Below are 16602 nucleotides of genomic sequence, written 5' to 3'. Positions count from 1 at the left end.
GTGAGTGGGTGGGCGAGCGGCCGGGGCGACGCACGACGTCGCCCCGGCCGTTCTATTTGGATGCGGTGGAGACGCGCCCAGGTCTACGCCGGCTTTCCGCCGCCCGGCTCGTCGAAGCCGGCCAGTGAGGGCGAGAAGCCCCGCTCCTCCAGCGAGCGCCCGGGTTTGCGCGGATACACCCAGCGGGCGATCTCCGGCGCGAACCGCAGCCCCACCGTGCCCACCAGCGACAGCGCCAGGACGAGCAGCGCGATGGTGGCGCCGACCGCCTCCCGGTTCGCGGTGACCGCGATGCCGGCCAGCAGGATGGAGAACTCGCCGCGGGGCACCAGCGTCAGCCCCAGGGCGAGGGCGTTGCGCTTCGGCAGGCCGTCGCGGCGGCCGATCCACATCCCCGAAGCGATCTTCAGCGCGGTTCCCGCCACGGCCAGGACGAGCGCGTACGGCCAGACGCCCGCGAACGAAGCGGGATCCAGCGACAGGCCGAAGCCCAGGAAGAACACCGCCGCGAACAGCCCCTGCAGCGGGCCGAACAACCGCTCCGCTCGCTCCTTGTGCTCGGTCTCGGCCAGCAGCAGCCCCGCCAGGAACGCCCCGATGGCCTCGGACAGCCCCGCCGCCAGCGCGCCCCAGGACAGGAGGAGCACCACGCCGCCCGTGAACAGCAGGAACAGGTCGTCGTTGTCCAAATCGAACAGGCGGTCCAGGAGCCGCCGCCCGTAGAGCGCCAGCCCCACGACGGCCGCGAAGAAGGCCACGGCCTTGCCCATCCCCCACAGCGCCGCCTGCGCGCTGGGCTCGGCGGAGAGCACGGCGCCGGAGAGCAGGGCCAGGAACAGCGCCATGAACAGGTCTTCGAACACGAGAACGCCCAGCGCCACCTCCGTCTCGGGGTTGGCCGAGCGGCGCATCTCGATGGTGCTCTTGGCGATGATGGCGCTGGACGACACGTAGAAGGCGCCGCCCATCAGCAGCGCGCCCGTCCATCCCCCGCCGATCCACAAACCGCCCGCGAAGCCCACGGGAAAGCTCACCAGCAGGTCGATGCCGCCGTTGCGGACGATCCGCCGCCGGTCGCGCAGCAGCGCGCCGACGGAGAACTCCAGCCCCATGAAGAACAGCAGCAGCACCACGCCCAGCGTCGCCAGCACCTCCACCAGGTGCGCGTCGACGTCCAGCGGGCGGATGGCCATTCCCAGCAGGATGAACGCGGGGATGACGGACTGCCGCAGCCGGCCGAAAAGCAGGCCCGCCAGCGCTAGGGCCGCCAGGACGGCCCCGGCGCCCAGGAGAAACTCCCCGTGCATCGACTATCCGTCGCGGCCGGGCTCGCGCAGCAGGTCGCCGAAGCGCCCGACCTGCTCGCGGTCCCCCACCACCATCAGCGTGTCGTCCGCGGCGATGCGTTCTTCGGGCTGCGGGTTGGGAATCGCCTGGCCGTTGCGGAGGATGGCGATGACGCTGGCTCCCGTGCGCTCGCGGACCCTGGCTTCCAGCAGGCTCTTGCCGATCAGCTGCGAGTTGGAGCCCGTCTTCATCCACTCGACGGACAGCTGCGAGAAGACGACATCCATCGACTCGGCCATCACCGGCTGGAAGAACGCGCCGCCCAGGATTGCCCCCAGCTTGCGGGCCTCGGAGTCTTCCATGCGCACGGCGTAGGCCGGGTAGTCCTCGCCCCGCTCGAAGAAGTAGATCTCGCGGTGCCCCGAGTTGTGGATGATGATGGTGAGCCGGTCGCCGTCGTTGGTGGTGACGGCGAACTTCTTTCCCACGCCGGGCAGATCGTGCTCGCGGACGTCCATCGCTCGTGCGGGTCCGGGGTGAATGGGGCGGCTTCGCTTGCGCGCGCCCGTCGCTTCCAATCTGCCCCGGGTTCAGCTTCCGGGCCAGACCCCGGCCGCGGCCGTTGTGCACATCCGCCAATTGTTTTATCGTCCGCGCAAGTCGTTCCGCACTCACGCACTACCGCACTCACGCACTTTCCCGCATGCCAGCCGCCACGCGGAAATCCGCCAAGACCACCCGCAAGCGCAAGCCGACACCGCAGCGGCTGCGCAAGCTGCTGGCGACCGAATGGGGCTTCTGGGACCGCGGGATGATCCGCGTCGCCGGCATCGACGAGGTGGGGCGGGGGCCGCTGGCGGGCCCGGTCGTGGCCGCGGCTGTCATCCTGCCGCGCGACTGCTGGATCGAGGGCGTGGCCGACAGCAAGAAGCTGAACGCCGACCGGCGGCTGGACCTGTATCAGAAGATCATCCAGACGGCGCTGGTCTACGGCGTGGGCGCGGCGTCGTGCCGCGAGATCGACCGCATCAACATCCGCCGGGCGACCGCGCTGGCCATGCAGCGGGCCATCGCGCGGCTGGGCGGGGCAGACCACCTTCTCGTGGACGGGCTGGCGGTGCCGGAGCTGGGGACGGAGACGCATACCGCGTTCGTGGGCGGCGACGGGTGCGTGCACTGCATCAGCGCGGCGTCCATCGTGGCCAAGGTTACGCGCGACCGGCTGATGGCCCGGCTGGCGGCCCGGTATCCGCAGTACGGGTGGGAGCGGAACATGGGGTACGGCACGCCCGAGCACCTGGACGCGCTGGACCGGCTGGGCCCCACGCCGCATCACCGCAGGAGCTTTCAGCCCTGCCAGTTCGACTTCGCCGACGAGCTTGTGACCGCCTGATGCACACCGAGCACCTGGAGAACGTTCGCCCCTCGTGGGTGGGCTTTGGATGGTTCGTGAGCGTGGCCGTGGCCTCGCTGGTCCTGGTGGCGCTGAACGCGCTGGGGCTGATCGTGGAGGGTTCGCGCTCCACCGGGCCGTGGACGGTGGCCGCGCTGCTGGTGGGCTTTACGCTGGGCGGGTTCTTTACCGGCGCGCGGGTGGGCGCGGCCCCCATCCTTCACGGCGTGGCGATGGGGCTGTTTTCCATCGTGGTGTGGCTGGTGGCCAACCTGGTGGGCGAGGCGCTGGACGCGGCGGCGTGGAGCGAGGTGCCGCCCGCCGTGTTCGCCGGCGGGCTACTCGTGCAGATGATCGCGGCGGCCGTGGGCGCGCGCATCGGCTCGCGGGGGCGGCGGGCCGCGCTTCCGCGCAGATCCTGAGCGCAGGCCATTGATGAGAACCATCGTGCGGATACTGCTCCTCGCGTGCGCGGTCGTCGTCTGGGCGGGCGATCCGGCGGGCGCACAGGATCGCGAGTCGGCGGTGCCGCCAGCGGATTCCGCCGCCCGCGCCCGTGTAGACGAGATCCGCGCCTATACCTACGCCCGCGCTCTGTACGCCCACCCAGGCCGGGGACTGCGCATCTACGCCCGCGCGCCGGGAACGCAGCGGGTCGTGAGCGTTCCGGATACCGCCGTTTGGCCCGAGTCCGGCGGGTGGCCCGGAGAGACAGCCGTCAGCTACAGCGTGATTTCCGATTCCGCGGGCCGGATCGTGGGGATTACGGAGTTCCCACATCGCGAAAAGAACGAGCCGGACGACCGGTACATCCACTACTTCGACGGGGATGGGCGGCTCGTGGCGTTCGATCGACTGTCCACCTTTTCCAACGGATGTCCCAGCCGCGTAAGGGAACGTACGATCTCGTACTTCGACGCGGGCGGCGGGCTTCTGGCGCGGGAGTACTCGCTGGAGGATATGGACTACGAGCCTGTCGATCCCGCCAGCTGCACCTTCCCGCCGCGCCACGAGTACCGCATCTACCAGACTCGCGACGAAATGCTCCAGGCGCTGGGGATTCCGCGGTAAGTATACGGCTTCAAAGCTTTGGCGCATCGACACCCGGTCCGGTGCTCGGGCCGGCGCCCCCCATCCCCAACCCTTCCCCCGCAAACTGCGCGGGGGAAGGGAGCCAGTGTGGTGCTTGGGGCCAGCCAACTGGCAAGCTGTCATCCAGAGGCGCGAGCGCGCCGCGCCAGCCCGTACGCCACAGCTTAGCGCGCCGTGGGATCTAGCCGCGGAAGCATCGTAGCTGGGGCGCGGCAGCGGTTCCGTAACCAAGGCCTCGGCTGCCGTGGGGCCCTCACCCGTTCTCGCTTATGCTCGTCCACCCTCTCCCACAAACAGCGTGGGAGAGGGGATACACTTCAAGATCTCGGTGTGCATCCATGGCTGCGGATGCGCACCGATCTGCTTTCCGGGGCTCGCGCGTTGGGTCAGGACTGGGTGCAGCCCAGGCGGGCGAAGGTGGCGGGATCCTCCTTCTTGCCGCCCTCACTGGTGAGCACCATCGATCCATCCGGCGTGAAGCCGATCCCCTCGCCTTGTTTCTCACCGAGGCCCTTCACGCTCACGCGGCGGGGTGAAAGCGGGGCCGATCCGGTGAGCTCCGCGGCCGAGTAGATCACCACGTCGTCCAGGGTGCGCATGGCCACCCAGCGGCCATCGGCGCTGGCGTCGGCGCCGGTGATGCGCTCGGAGCGCTTCACCTTGTCGGGCGTCACGTTGCGGATGCGCTCCAGCGTGGATGGCGCGCCCGGGCCCGCGCCGACGGGGGCGCGGTAGAGGGCGATGGGGCCCGTTTCGCCCTTGGTGACGATGTGGACGGCGCCGTTCAGGACGAACATTGCCTCGGCATCCTGCGCGCCGTCGGGGTAGCGCAGGCGGATGGCCTCCGCCGGGGCCGACGCGGTGTCGCCCGGCGCGGGCTCGCGGACGCGGTACACGGTGACGAACGGGCGCGCGGCCTGGTTGTCGCCGATGTCGGCCACGAACAGGCAGTTGCCGCCGGGGCAGGGGGCGCGCGAGACGTCTTCCCAGTCCTGCACCTGCGCGCCGGTGACGCGAACGGTGCCCGCCGTACGGCCCTGCGCGTCGATGGCGTACAGCAGCGGGTCGCCGGAGTCGTTGTGCGTCCAGAAGATTCCCGCGTGCGCCCCGCTGACTGCGACGCCGCTGCTCTCGTGCACTTCGTCGCCCAGCGGCCGCGTGCTGCCCTGGACGGTGCACACCAGCGTTCCGCGGGGTGTGCGCGCCGCCTTTACCGAGGTGAGCGCCGATTCCACCTGCACCGGCGCAGCCCGCTTGGGCCGGCTTGGCCCGCCCTTGTCTGCCTCGAACGAAAAGGTCGCCGCCGCCACGAGCACGAACGTGCCGCAGACCAGCGCGCCGAATTTGTAGATCCCCGTATCGTCCGCCATCCGTTGCTCCCAATCACGTAAATCTCGCCGGGCGGCGCGCTTGTGCACACTGCCCACCCGCATGCGCATGCGAGGTTCGCGCCGCCCGCCGGCAACGGCATCGCCGCGTTTGTCAATCGTGGACCGCTCACCGCCCGGACCTTACCTTTCTCTCCACGTTCGCACTCTCGCACTTTGCACTTTCGCACTCCCGTGCCGTACGCCGAAAAGATCGCCGCCGAGCTGGGGCTCCGCGCACCGCAGGTTTCCGCCGCGCTGGAGCTTCTGCTCGCCGGCAACACCATCCCGTTCGTCGCCCGCTACCGCAAGGAAGCCACGGGCGAGCTGGACGAGGTGCAGCTTCGCGACATCCGCGACCGCCACGAGTACCTGGCCGAGATGAACGAGCGCCGCGCCGCCATCCTCAAGTCCATCGACGAGCAGGGAAAGCTCACGCCGCAGCTGAAAGCCGCCATCGACCGCGCGGAAACCAAGTCGGTGCTGGAAGACCTCTATCTGCCGTACAAGCCCAAGCGGCGGACGCGCGCCACCATCGCCCTGGAGCGCGGGTTGGGGCCGCTGGCGGAGCTGCTGTGGGCAGGGCAGACGAGCGACCGCGAGCTGGCGGCTCGCGCAGTGTCCTTCGTGGATGCGGAGAAGAGCGTCGCCGCGGCGGACGACGCCCTGGCCGGCGCGCGCGACGTGGTCGCGGAGCGCATCGCCGAGGACGCCCCCACCCGCCAGCACGTGCGCGACCAGGTGCGCGCCAAGGGCGTGCTGGAGAGTAAGGCGGCGCGCGGCAAGGAGAAGGAGGTCAGCAAGTTCCAGGACTACTACGACTTCAGCGGGCCGGTGAAGGACCTGCCCAGCCACCGCATCCTCGCCGTCCGTCGTGGGGAAACGGAGGGGTTCCTCACGGCGCGCATCGTGGCGCCGGACGAGGCGATCGTGGGCACGCTGCGGCGGAAGTGGCTGGATGGGCACCGCGCGCCCGAGCAGATGGGGCTGGCCGTGGAGGATGCGTACCGGCGGCTGATCTCGACCTCGGTGGAGGTGGAAATCCGCATGGAGCTGAAGACGCGGGCCGACGAGGAGGCTATCGCCATCTTCGGCAAGAACCTGGAGGCTCTGCTCCTTCAGCCGCCAGCGGGTGGACGCACCGTGCTGGGCGTGGATCCCGGCTATCGCACCGGGTGCAAGCTGGCCGTCGTCAGCCGCACGGGGGCGCTGCTGGAGACCGGCGTGGTGTACCTGCACCAGGAAGACCGCGCGCGGCGCGAGCTGGCGCGGCTGATCGACAAGCATTCCGTAGAGCTCGTCGCTGTCGGGAACGGTACCGCGAGCCGCGAGAGTGACAAGCTGTGCAAGGACGCCGTCCGCGAGGTGTCGGTGGACCCGCGCCCGGCCGTGGTGATGGTGAACGAGGCGGGCGCATCCATCTACTCCGCGTCGGACCTGGCGCGCGAGGAGCTTCCGGAGCTGGACCTTACGCTGCGGTCGGCGGTGTCCATCGCGCGGCGGCTGCAGGACCCGCTGGCGGAGCTGGTGAAGATCGATCCCAAGTCCATCGGCGTCGGCCAGTACCAGCACGACGTCTCGCAGACGCGGCTGAAGCGGCGCCTGGACGAGACGGTGGAATCGGCCGTGAACCGCGTGGGCGTGGAGCTGAACACGGCCTCGCCCGCGCTGCTGTCGTACGTGGCGGGAATCGGGCCCACCGTGGCGCAGCGGATCGTTGCACAGCGCGAGCAGGAGGGCCCGTTCCGCTCCCGCGCCGAGCTGAAGAAGGTGGCGGGGCTGGGGCCCAAGACATTCGAGCAGGCCGCCGGTTTCCTGCGCGTCCGCGGCGGCGCGCACCCGCTGGATGCCTCCGCCGTGCACCCCGAGCGCTACAAGCTGGTGGAGCGGATGGCGCGCGATCTGTCGGTGGACATGACGACGCTGGTGGGCAACGAGGCCGCGGTTTCGCGCGTGGACCTGTCCAAGTACGTGGGCGATGGCGTGGGCCTGCCGACGCTGGAGGACATCGTTGCTGAACTCAAGAAGCCGGGGCGCGACCCGCGCGAGCAGTTCGAGGCGCCCTCGTTCCGCGACGACGTGCAGACGGTGGCGGACCTCAAGGAGGGGATGACGCTGCAGGGCACGGTGACCAACGTCGTGGCGTTCGGCGCGTTCGTGGACGTGGGCGTGCACCAGGACGGCCTCGTGCACGTGTCCGAGCTGTCCGACCGCTTCGTGAAGGACCCGGCCGACATCGTCCGCGTGGGCGACCGCGTGAACGTGCGCGTGATGTCGGTTGATGTGCCCCGCAACCGCATCGCCCTGTCGATGAAGTCGCCCGGCGCCGCGAAGCCGGGAGCCGGCCAGCGTCCCGCCGGGGCAGGGAAGCCGGAACCGCGCAAGCCGGAGGCGAAGCCCGCCGCCAAGCCCGCGCCTCCCAAACCCGAGCCGCCAAAGAACGGCATCGCGGCGAACGGGATGCGGATCGTTACCAAACGCTGAGGCGGTTCTGGGATACGCGGGCGGTCGTCTACAGCGTTGGTTTCTGTCCGCAGCTATGCCTTGTCTGTCGAGCGGGGACGTCGGTAGATTGCAGCAACACGATTCTTCCGGGAGGCTAGCCATGGCGAATTTGAAACCGGCAGGCGAGAAGGCATTGAACGGATCGAAGTCGGCAGCAGCAGGTGCTTCCTCGCGGAAAGCACCTTCGAACAGCCGTACGATCAAGAATTCCGTGAAGACGGGTACCGTATCACGTTCTGCCGCACGCTCTGCGGTGAAGGCGGTCAGCAGCAAGCGCGCGTGATCGTTTTGGCGTCGGGGGTCGGTCCGGGGGAGGTGCGGTGTGGCGTACAACGACAACGTGTTCGTGAACTGCCCATTCGACAGCGAGTACCGGCCTCTGTTCGAGGCACTGGTATTCGCTGTTCATGATTGTGGTTTCGTCGCACGGTGCGCGCTCGAGGCCGACGACGCCAGCCAGGTCCGCATCGACAAAATCGGTGACATCATCGCTGAGTGCCGGCTTGGCATCCACGACATCTCTCGGACTGAACTCGATGTAGGTTCAGACCTTCCCCGCTTCAACATGCCCCTTGAACTCGGAATGTTCCTGGGTGCGAAACGCTTCGGCGGTGGCCGCCAAGGCCAGAAGCTCTGCCTCATCCTCGACCGGCTGCCGTACAGGTACCAGCAATTCTGCTCAGACATCGCCGGACAGGACATCCGCACGCATGACCGGGATCCGGGGGCGACCGTAAAGGTTGTTCGCAACTGGCTGCGGAATGCATCCCGGGACTCTGACGTGGTCATCCCCAGTGGTTCCCGGATGGTCGCGCGCTATGAGCTGTTCCAGCGTGACCTCCCTCTTCTGTGCGAAACGCTCCGGCTCGATCGCGACGACCTGATCTTCAACGACTACACAACAGTGGTCGCTGAGTGGTTGAAAGTGAACGACTGGTGAAATCGACGGCGGTCGTCGACGCTTAGCGGCTAGCGCCTTTTCGTATCAGAGTGGAGCGTCATGATTAGCCGCTGTCACTGAGGCACTTCGCAGATCCGTTCCGAACTCCAAGATCGCTTCAGCCACGACTGGGTTCATCGAGAGTTCGTCCGCTGGTGCGAAGCGGGCGAGTTTGATCGTGGAGTCCTCCCCGAATGGTTAGCAAAGCGGCCAGAATTAACGCTATCACTTCTGCGTGGCCCTGTCTACCAACTATCAGGGTGCCATGAAGATAGGCCAATTTCCGGACGGAGATGACTCAGGTGAACGCCCCGAATAGACCGGCGATCTGATGGGCAATTGGGAAGTAGTGTCGGGCCGGCCGACTCGGAGTCGGCTTGCGTTCCTGTTGCTGGCGATGGCCACCATTGTGTTGGGGCTCGCGACGCGGGGTTTTCGACGGGCGCTCCCAGCGGCGGTCGGGTTGTACGCGGGCGACGTGCTGTGGGCGACGATGGTGTACCTGCTAGCCGCCGTGATCTGGCCGCGTGCATCCATTCGGCGGCTTGGGGTCAGCACGGCGGCGTTCGCGCTCGCCATCGAGTTAGGGCAGCTGTACCACGCACCGTGGATCGATGCGGTGCGCGGCACCCGCCTCGGTGGGCTGGTGCTCGGGTTCGGGTTCCTGTGGAGCGACTTGGCGTGCTATACCGTCGGGATCGCGCTGGCCGTCGTGCTCGACTGGCGGATCACCCGTCGGCGGGCTGGCAACGCGTACCTCCGCCCCGTTCATCCCACGCAGTCCTGAAACCCCTTCCACCGCAATCCGCCAGTCGGTATAATCGTGCGGTTTCACCTGTTTCCCGGCGCCGGTCCCCTTCGACGCTTTGTAGCCCCGCCATGTCCATTCATCGCTACTGCATACCAGCCCTCCTCGTTGCGCTCGCGGCCGTGCCGGCGCGGGCCCAAATGGCCTCCCCGAGTGACACCGTCTACGCGCCGGAGGCCCTGACGGTGCCGCCGCGGGCACTGAACGTCGCCGAGTTCGGCGAACTGCTGGGCCGCCTGTATCCGGCCCAGCTTCGGGACGCTGGCGCATCCGGAAGGGTCGACGTCAGGTTCGTTGTCGGGGCCAACGGCATTCCGCGCGATGCCGCCGTCCTTGCCAGCACCGATAGCCTGCTCCAGGCACCCGCGCTCGCCGCCGTGATGGCCCTGCGCTTCTCCCCGGCGGAAGTGGAGGGGCGCCCCGTGGCCACGTGGGCGGCGATTCCCGTCAGCTGGGAGGCGCCCGCCCCTCCGCCGCCGACTGCCGAGCCGGCCGCGACTGCCGAGTCGGCGCCGACGCTGGCGCCGGGGCATACGTACGAGGTCGAGGACGTCGATGAACCGCCCCGCCTGCTGAATCGGCGCCTGCTCACGATGCGGCTGGAGCAGGAGTATCCGGCCGTCTTGCGCGACGCGGGGCTAGGGGGCGAGGTGGAGGTGCGGTTCAGGGTGAGCCCGAGCGGCGAGGCCAGCGATTTTTCGATCAGGCGTTCTTCGGATCCCCAATTCAACGCGGTATCGATGAACGTGCTCCGTGGACTCCGCTTCGCGCCGGCGCGTCTAAAGGGAGAGCCGGTGGCGGTATGGTTGTGCCTGCCCATCCAGTGGAGGACCGCGCGGTGATCGAGCCGGGCGCCAGCGAGGTGCGCCCGTGGTACGTAAGGCCACCTCGATCCATGCGCCGCCCGATCGGTGGTCGGATCGCCCGTGCGGATCTACGCGATTCCGCATCGTAAATCCATGGGCCCTCGGCGGGTTGGCGTAATCCACGGAACTGCATAGTTTTGCGGCTGTGAATCGACCCGTTCCCGTTTCAGGATGTACGCTGTGCTGAAGACTTCGCTGGAGCGCCTTCGCATCGTCGGGATGATGGAAGGCGCTTCGTTTCTGCTGCTGCTCGGCGTTGCGATGCCGCTGAAGTACCTGGCCGGAATGCCCCAGATGGTACGCGTAGTGGGGATGCTGCACGGCATCCTGTTCATGCTGTACGTCGCGGCCGTGTTCCAGGCGAGCGTGGAACTGCGCTGGCCGCTGCGGCGGATCGTCGCGGCGCTGGCGGCTTCAGTGCTCCCGTTCGGGCCTTTCGTGTTCGACGCGCACCTCCGCCGGGAGCGCGCCGCGGAGGGTTGAGCTCCGCGCGCCATCGTGTAGGTTGATCCCCACCTCGCCGCGCCAATCGCGCGGCGAGCGTCCCCCGCGTTCTGCGTCGCCCCCCCGGTGTACCGATGCAGCCTGTCCAGATCGACGTCTACCAGCCGCCCGCGGGGCATCCCCTTGCAGGGTCGGTGCTCTCCATCTTCCGCTGTCGTGCCCAAACCCCGTATCGGCACGAGACCATCCTGCCGAAGGGCAACGTAGACCTCCTCTTCAACCTGGGTGAGCCCGTCCACGGCGTGGGGCTGCAGGCCGAGCCCTACATCGCCACACAAGGCTCCGCCTGGATCGGCGGATTGAAGACGCGGCCGTACAGCGTTCATCCACAAGCCGCCATGGACCTGGTGGGCATCAGCCTGCGAGCCGATGCGTGCGCGGGGCTGCTGCCGCTGTCGCCAGGGGAGATCCTCAACCTGGAGGTGCACGGCCTTTCGCCGGGCGCAGGGCTAGCCACCATCAGCGAGCAGCTGTACGACATCGATTCGTTCGGCGACCAGTGCGCGTTCCTCATGCGGTGGCTGATGGGGCGGCTGCGTCCCGTCCGCGGCGCCGACCTGGTGCGGCACGCCTGCTCGCTGCTCCGTCGCTCGCGCGCGGACGATGCCGTGCGAGCGACCGCCAAGGCGATGGCCGTGTCGCCGCGGCACCTTCGGCGGCTGATGGACCAGCACGTGGGTGTGGGCCCGGCGGAGTACGTGCGGCTGTCGCGCTTCATCGATTCGCTGCACCGGATGGCATCGCCCCAACGGACTCTGGCCGAGGTTGCGCTGTCGGCCGGGTACTACGACCAGGCTCACTTCTGCCGCGACTTCCGTTCGTTCGCCGGAATTACGCCGCAGGAGTACCGCGCGCAGGCCGGTGGGCCGGTGGTGGGTCATATCCTGAAAGAGTGAATCCTGCCGCTGGCCGACGCGAAGAAGCCCCGTCCAGCGTTTGCTGGACGGGGCTTTCGGCTCTCGATGGGGCGTGGCGTGTGCCCGGGGCGTAACGGGCCTTTACGTCAGCGGTCTGCGCGGCTCCCCGCCAGCCAGTAGCTGCCGGGGCAGCGGGTCTGCAGGAGTTGAGCATCGGACGCGGAGAGAGACGCGTACTCCACGCCTGGGATCTCGCCGCCGCCCAGCCGGAACTGCCCGCCGATGCGCCCCACCTCGCTGCCGGTGGCGTCCCTCACGAACAGCGCTTCGCCGCGCGCCTCCAGCTTCCACCCCTCGGGCCAGATCACCGTGCGCTGTCCGAAGCCCTCGGCCCGCAGGCATCCGCTGGCGTCGCGGCTGACGACGCCGTGGTACAGCGCCTCCATCGACGTGGTCTGATCCACCTGCGCGACGAAGGTGACCGCCAACGGGTTCTCGTCGCCGGAGAGCGTCGGGCCGACGCCTGGGTCCGCGGCGCATCCCGCGGCGGCGGCGAGCATGAGGGTGATCGTGATAGTGCTGAAGGAAGGACGGAGCGTCATTGCGGGCTTCCTATCGAAGGGATGCGGTGGTTGTCTGCCGCGAAGACAACGCGCGATTCATGAAACCGTGACACGGTCGCTGGGTTGGGCTGGCGCCTGCGGCGGATGCGCATAGTTTGGCCCCGGCTCTCCCGATCGTTCGCCTTCACACGCCCGACGCATGTCCGAGCTTCCGGTGTACACCGCCACCCGATACGTGCAGCCGCTGCGCGAGGGGGGCACCCTTCCCGCCGTGGTCGACACGGACGGCGGCGGGATGTTCGTGGCCAAGTTCCGGGGCGCGGGGCAAGGCGCCAAGGCGCTGGTAGCCGAGCTGCTGGTAGGGCTGATCGCCCGCGCGGTGGAGCTGCCCGTTCCCGAGATCGCGCTGATCGAGGTGCTGCCGGATTTCGGCCGCAGCGAGCCCGATCCCGAGATCCAGGACCTGCTGAAGGCCAGCGTGGGCATCAACATGGGCCTGCGCTACCTGGATGGCGCGTTCAACTTCCAGGCGGCGGCCGCGGGGCAGTTCATCACTCCGGAGCTGGCGGCGCGCATCGTGTGGCTGGACGCGTTCACCACCAACCCCGACCGCACCGCGCGCAATCCCAACCTGCTGATCTGGGATCGCAAGCCCTGGCTGATCGACCACGGCGCCGCACTGTACGCCCAGCACAACTGGCCCGGCGTGGACGAGGCGCGCACCCGCACGGCGTTTCCGCTGATCAAGGACCACGTACTTCTCTCCATCAGCGGCGACCTGGAGGCGGCGGACGCGGAGATCGCGGCGGCGCTGGAGGAGCATGTGATCCGCGCCGCCGTCGCGTGCCTGCCGGATGCGCTTCTTCAGGATCCCGCCATCGCATCGGAGTTCGCGGATCCCGATGCGGCGCGCGCCCGCTACGCCGATTATCTGTGCACGCGGATCCAGGCGCCGCGCGCGTTCGTGGCGCAGGCCATCGAGGCGCGCGAGACGCTCAGGCGCGAGCCGCCCCGCCGCGTCCAGAGCCGCCGATGAGCGAGCAGACTCCCTGGATTGCGTACAGCTTCGCGGTGCTGCGCGCGGTTCCGCACCCGCACCTGGGCACCTGCGTGCCGGTGGGCGTGCTGCTTCACGCGCGCACGGCCGGGTTCCTGGGCATCCGCGTGGTGACGGATGCGTCGGAGTTGGCGGAACGTGTGGGGGACGTGGACGTGGAACTCCTCTCGCGCTACCTGCACACCCTATCCGCCATCTGCAACGGGGAAAGCGCCGGCGGGCCCGTCGCCCTCCTTCCGCCGTCGGAACGCTTCCACTGGCTCACCGCGCCCCGATCGGACGTGCTGCAGTGCGGCGCCGTGCACGGCGGCCTCTGCCGCGACCCCGCGGTCGCGCTCGCCGACTTGTTTGCCGCGCACGTGGTCTAGTGACCAGGGGTGGCTCGGCTCTTCGGGTCCGCAGGCAACCGGCCCGCGCAGTCCGCGGAGGCGGACTTCGTGACGTTCCAGACGCGGTTTCAACCGCCGGGGCGGGTCCTGGATGGTGCACATTCCAGGGCCCCGCACCGAGGCCCACGGTCTTGTGACCGCTGCCGCGCCCTGGTTTGTACGTGCCTCAGGCTAGATCCTTCGCCCCGCGTGGTTTGGAGTGCGGGCGAGTGCGGTGCGCTTGGGGCTCAGGATGACAGGGTTGGGCGCGCACGGCGGGTGTGTGGGCGTGCCTTGGGTGTGACCGGTCTGTCGGGTCAGGCGGGTCAGGCAGGTCAGGCGGGTCAGGCAGGTCAGGCAGGTCAGGCAGGTCAGGCGGGTCAGGCGGGTCAGGCGGGTCAGGCGGGTCAGGCGTGGGGGTGCGGGTTGGGGATGAGGATGGCGGATTGCGCGTCCGCTGGGCCGGTGCACGCGACCGGCGGATGCAGTCCGCGCAGGCGGACTTCGTGATGTTCCAGCTGCGGTTTCAACCGCCGGGATAGGGTCGGCGGGGCGCCTCTGTCCTGATGCGCCGAATCTTTCCAGCGGAGTCGATCCTACAGCGCCGCGGCGAGGGGCAGGGAAGTAGCGGGTGTGGTGCTCGCGGGGAGGCTGATGCAGAAGCGGGCGCCGCCGCGTGGCGCGGCTTCTACCCACGCGTCCCCGCCATGGCCTTCCGCCACCGCGCGAACGATCGCCAGGCCCAAACCTCCGTTCCGCTCCGGCTGCCCCGGCGCGGAAAGGCGGGCGAACGGGTGCCAGATGCGCAGCCGGTCGCGCCGGGACACGCCCGCACCCTCGTCGGTGATGCTGATCACGGCGCGCCCGCCGCGATCCACTGCGACGGCCAACACCACGCGCTGGCCCGCAGAGCCGTGCTGGAGCGCGTTGTCGAGAAGGTTATCGAGCGCGAGCCGCAGCGCTTGGGGATCGGCGTGGACGATGAGGCCGGCGGGCGGATCGGCGTCGAGCGTGATGCCGCGTGCGCGGAAGGCGCCGGCGGCATCAGCGGCGGCGTCCTCGATCAGGGCGCCGAGATCCACCGTTGTCGGAACGAGGAGCAGGCCGGGGTTGGACAGGCTGGCGAAGGCGACGGCGTTTTCCACCGCGCGCGACAGGCGGCGGGCGGCGCCGTCGATGTTCATGAACGCGCGCTCCTGCTCCTCGGGCGAGGGCGTGCGGCCCGCGAGAAGCATCTCGGCCTGCATCTGCACCTGGGCTAGCGGGGTGCGGACCGAGTGGGCCAGCCCATCGGCGACGGCGCGGCGCACGCGGCGCTCCTCGCGCTCGGCGCGGCGCTGCAGCCAGGCGCCCCCTCCGAGACCGATCGCCGCGGCCGCGAGCGTGAACGGAGCCACCCAACCGGGGAGCCCCCCGCCACCCATCACCAGCGCCAGCGCGGCGACGGCGGTCAGAGCCGAGGCCGCGGCCAGGGCGCCGGAGGCGAGCCGTCCGCCCGCCAGCGTCCGGCGCCGCGCCAGCCGCATCCGCCCCAGGTCCACCGTCAGCCCTGCCCGTACAGGATGGAGCCCACCGCGGCGCGCGTGGACACGCCGAGCTTGGACAGCACCTGCTCCACGTGATTTCGCGCGGTGAAGTAGCTCACCGAAAGCTGCTTGGCGATCTCGGCGTTGCTGTAGCCTTCGCCCAGAAGCCGGGTGACGGCGATCTGCCGTGCCGTCAGGCCGAAGCGCTCGCGCAGGGCCTCGTCGGCGAGCGGGGCGGGCTTGGGCACCTCGGCGGCGCCGGGCGCCGGGGCCGGGGCGGCGGCGGCGCGTGCGCGGCGCAGCAGGGCCGAGATGCGCGCCAGCAGCTCCATCACGCTGAACGGCTTGGTGACGTAGTCGTCGGCGCCCAGGCGAAAGCCCTGCAGCTTGTCGGCTTCCAGGCTACGGGCGGAAAGAATGAGGACGGGGCAGGTGGCGCCGCGGGTGCGCAGCTCCTCGAGCACGCTATAGCCGTCGCGGTCGGGGAGGCCCAGGTCCAGAACGATCAGGTCGGGCTTGTCGCTGGTGGCCAGGGCCAGGGCATGGGCGCCCTTCATGGCCAGCGACACCTCGTAGCCGTCCATCTCCAGGTTTCGCTGCAGCCCCTCGGCCAGGTCGGGGCTGTCCTCAACGAGCAGGATGCGGGACATTCGTTCCGGGATCAGTACGGTTGATTGGATGCGCGGGCCTGATGCACGCGCGGTCGAATCGGATGGGAAGGTACGGGTGCGCTATGGCGCAGGGCATGGGTCGGGTGACCTACGGCCCCGGTTCCGCTGGGGCGACTGAAGTCGCGGCAACGACGGCCCGAAGTCCGCCTTCGCGGACTGCACCGGCTGATTGAGAGCACCAAGCCAGCACAGGCGCAGTCTGTCATCCTGAGGCGCAGGCGCACCGCACCAACCCGGTCCTCACTCTCCGCGCGCCGAAGGATCGGCCGCGGATGCCTCTCAGCCCGGGCGCGGCAGCGGTCAGGGAGCCGAGGCATCGGCTGCCGTGGGGCCCTCACCCGTCCTCGCTTAGGCTCGTCCACCCTCTCCCACAAACAGCGTGGGAGAGGGGGTACACTTCAGGCGTGGTGCGTTGTCGGGTCGAGCGCACGCCCACGACCCCGTCCGGGCGGTTGAAACCGCGGCTGGAACATCACGAAGTCCGCCTGCGCGGACTGCACGCACAATCGAGTGCGCCAGGCCAGCCGAAGTGCGATTCAGGTCTCCCCCTCCCCTGCGCAGCGGGGGAAGGGGGCCGGGGGGAGGGGGCTGCCGCAGCATACGAGGCAGCCAGTCGAACCTCGAGACAGCCCTCCTCAGCCTCGCCCGCGGTCCTCTTCGCCGTACGGATCGTGCGCCGCCATGTCGCGCCTGGCCCGGCGCTCGTCCAGCAGCCCGCGGATGTTGCGGTACGAGACGACGACCGCCGCCAAACACCACCCCGCCGCCACCACACCCATGATCGTTTCCATCGCAGTC

The 16602-nt window shown here is 69.3% G+C and carries 18 protein-coding genes; 11 read left to right on the top strand and 7 right to left on the bottom strand.

The window, feature by feature from the left end; genetic code table 11:
- Window positions 1-83: 83 nt before the first annotated feature.
- Complete coding sequence (locus VF632_RS04310; protein ID WP_331021622.1) at window positions 84-1307, bottom strand: cation:proton antiporter; 1224 nt, start codon at window positions 1305-1307, stop codon at window positions 84-86.
- A gap of 3 nt (window positions 1308-1310) precedes the next feature.
- Window positions 1311-1805 (bottom strand): cation:proton antiporter regulatory subunit, encoded by a 495-nt coding sequence (locus VF632_RS04305; protein WP_331021621.1) that lies wholly within the window; start codon window positions 1803-1805, stop codon window positions 1311-1313.
- A 5-nt stretch (window positions 1806-1810) separates the two neighbouring features.
- Between VF632_RS04305 and VF632_RS04300 the strand changes: the two genes are divergently transcribed.
- The 3 genes from VF632_RS04300 to VF632_RS04290 are packed head-to-tail and all read left to right on the top strand — an operon-like array spanning window position 1811 to window position 3751.
- Window positions 1811-2680 carry a ribonuclease HII gene (locus tag VF632_RS04300; RefSeq protein ID WP_331021620.1) on the top strand — a complete coding sequence of 290 codons (870 nt, stop codon included), beginning with the start codon at window positions 1811-1813 and terminating at the stop codon, window positions 2678-2680.
- Window positions 2680-3102, top strand: a complete 423-nt coding sequence (locus VF632_RS04295; RefSeq protein ID WP_331021619.1) for a hypothetical protein — start codon at window positions 2680-2682, stop codon at window positions 3100-3102. The genes VF632_RS04300 and VF632_RS04295 overlap by 1 nt, the downstream gene beginning before the upstream one ends.
- A 13-nt stretch (window positions 3103-3115) precedes the next feature.
- A complete protein-coding gene (locus VF632_RS04290; RefSeq protein ID WP_331021618.1) occupies window positions 3116-3751 on the top strand; it encodes a hypothetical protein in 636 nt (211 codons plus the stop codon).
- A 407-nt stretch (window positions 3752-4158) separates the two neighbouring features.
- Here VF632_RS04290 and VF632_RS04285 read toward each other — a convergent pair whose 3' ends face one another.
- The gene (locus VF632_RS04285) at window positions 4159-5142 is read right to left on the bottom strand and encodes a hypothetical protein (protein WP_331021617.1); all 984 of its coding nucleotides are present in this window, start codon (window positions 5140-5142) and stop codon (window positions 4159-4161) included.
- A gap of 192 nt (window positions 5143-5334) precedes the next feature.
- Here VF632_RS04285 and VF632_RS04280 point away from each other — a divergent pair, with 192 nt between their 5' ends.
- From VF632_RS04280 to VF632_RS04255, 6 genes are all read left to right on the top strand, one after another.
- The gene (locus VF632_RS04280; RefSeq protein WP_331021616.1) at window positions 5335-7623 is read left to right on the top strand and encodes a Tex family protein; all 2289 of its coding nucleotides are present in this window, start codon (window positions 5335-5337) and stop codon (window positions 7621-7623) included.
- 343 nt (window positions 7624-7966) lie between these two features.
- Window positions 7967-8584, top strand: a complete 618-nt coding sequence (locus tag VF632_RS04275; RefSeq protein WP_331021615.1) for a hypothetical protein — start codon at window positions 7967-7969, stop codon at window positions 8582-8584.
- Window positions 8585-8981: 397 nt separating this feature from the next.
- Window positions 8982-9371, top strand: a complete 390-nt coding sequence (locus VF632_RS04270; RefSeq protein WP_331021614.1) for a DUF2809 domain-containing protein — start codon at window positions 8982-8984, stop codon at window positions 9369-9371.
- Between the two features lie 92 nt (window positions 9372-9463).
- Entirely contained in the window at window positions 9464-10234 is a 771-nt protein-coding gene (locus tag VF632_RS04265; protein ID WP_331021613.1) for an energy transducer TonB, read from the top strand.
- A gap of 204 nt (window positions 10235-10438) precedes the next feature.
- On the top strand, window positions 10439-10741 hold the full coding sequence (locus VF632_RS04260) for a DUF3817 domain-containing protein (protein ID WP_331021612.1): 303 nt from the start codon (window positions 10439-10441) through the stop codon (window positions 10739-10741).
- A gap of 95 nt (window positions 10742-10836) precedes the next feature.
- Entirely contained in the window at window positions 10837-11658 is an 822-nt protein-coding gene (locus VF632_RS04255) for a helix-turn-helix domain-containing protein (RefSeq protein WP_331021611.1), read from the top strand.
- Window positions 11659-11765: 107 nt separating this feature from the next.
- Here VF632_RS04255 and VF632_RS04250 read toward each other — a convergent pair whose 3' ends face one another.
- Entirely contained in the window at window positions 11766-12221 is a 456-nt protein-coding gene (locus VF632_RS04250) for a hypothetical protein (RefSeq protein ID WP_331021610.1), read from the bottom strand.
- Between the two features lie 160 nt (window positions 12222-12381).
- Between VF632_RS04250 and VF632_RS04245 the strand changes: the two genes are divergently transcribed.
- Both VF632_RS04245 and VF632_RS04240 read left to right on the top strand, forming a co-directional pair.
- The gene (locus VF632_RS04245) at window positions 12382-13218 is read left to right on the top strand and encodes a HipA family kinase (protein ID WP_331021609.1); all 837 of its coding nucleotides are present in this window, start codon (window positions 12382-12384) and stop codon (window positions 13216-13218) included.
- Window positions 13215-13607 (top strand): DUF3037 domain-containing protein, encoded by a 393-nt coding sequence (locus tag VF632_RS04240; RefSeq protein WP_331021608.1) that lies wholly within the window; start codon window positions 13215-13217, stop codon window positions 13605-13607. Before VF632_RS04245 ends, VF632_RS04240 begins: the two co-directional genes overlap by 4 nt.
- A 596-nt stretch (window positions 13608-14203) precedes the next feature.
- On the opposite strand, the gene VF632_RS04235 is transcribed toward VF632_RS04240, so the two are convergent.
- The 3 genes from VF632_RS04235 to VF632_RS04225 all read right to left on the bottom strand — a co-directional run bounded on the left by VF632_RS04235 (window position 14204) and on the right by VF632_RS04225 (window position 16595).
- A complete protein-coding gene (locus VF632_RS04235; RefSeq protein WP_331021607.1) occupies window positions 14204-15148 on the bottom strand; it encodes a HAMP domain-containing sensor histidine kinase in 945 nt (314 codons plus the stop codon).
- A 2-nt stretch (window positions 15149-15150) separates the two neighbouring features.
- Window positions 15151-15783: a response regulator gene (locus VF632_RS04230; protein WP_331021606.1), complete on the bottom strand. Its 633-nt coding sequence runs from the start codon at window positions 15781-15783 to the stop codon at window positions 15151-15153.
- A gap of 656 nt (window positions 15784-16439) precedes the next feature.
- Window positions 16440-16595 (bottom strand): hypothetical protein, encoded by a 156-nt coding sequence (locus VF632_RS04225; RefSeq protein ID WP_331021605.1) that lies wholly within the window; start codon window positions 16593-16595, stop codon window positions 16440-16442.
- Window positions 16596-16602 lie beyond the last annotated feature (7 nt).

The organism is Longimicrobium sp., assembly GCF_036388275.1.
Lineage (GTDB): Bacteria > Gemmatimonadota > Gemmatimonadetes > Longimicrobiales > Longimicrobiaceae > Longimicrobium.
This window is presented reverse-complemented; position numbering and strand designations above follow the sequence as displayed.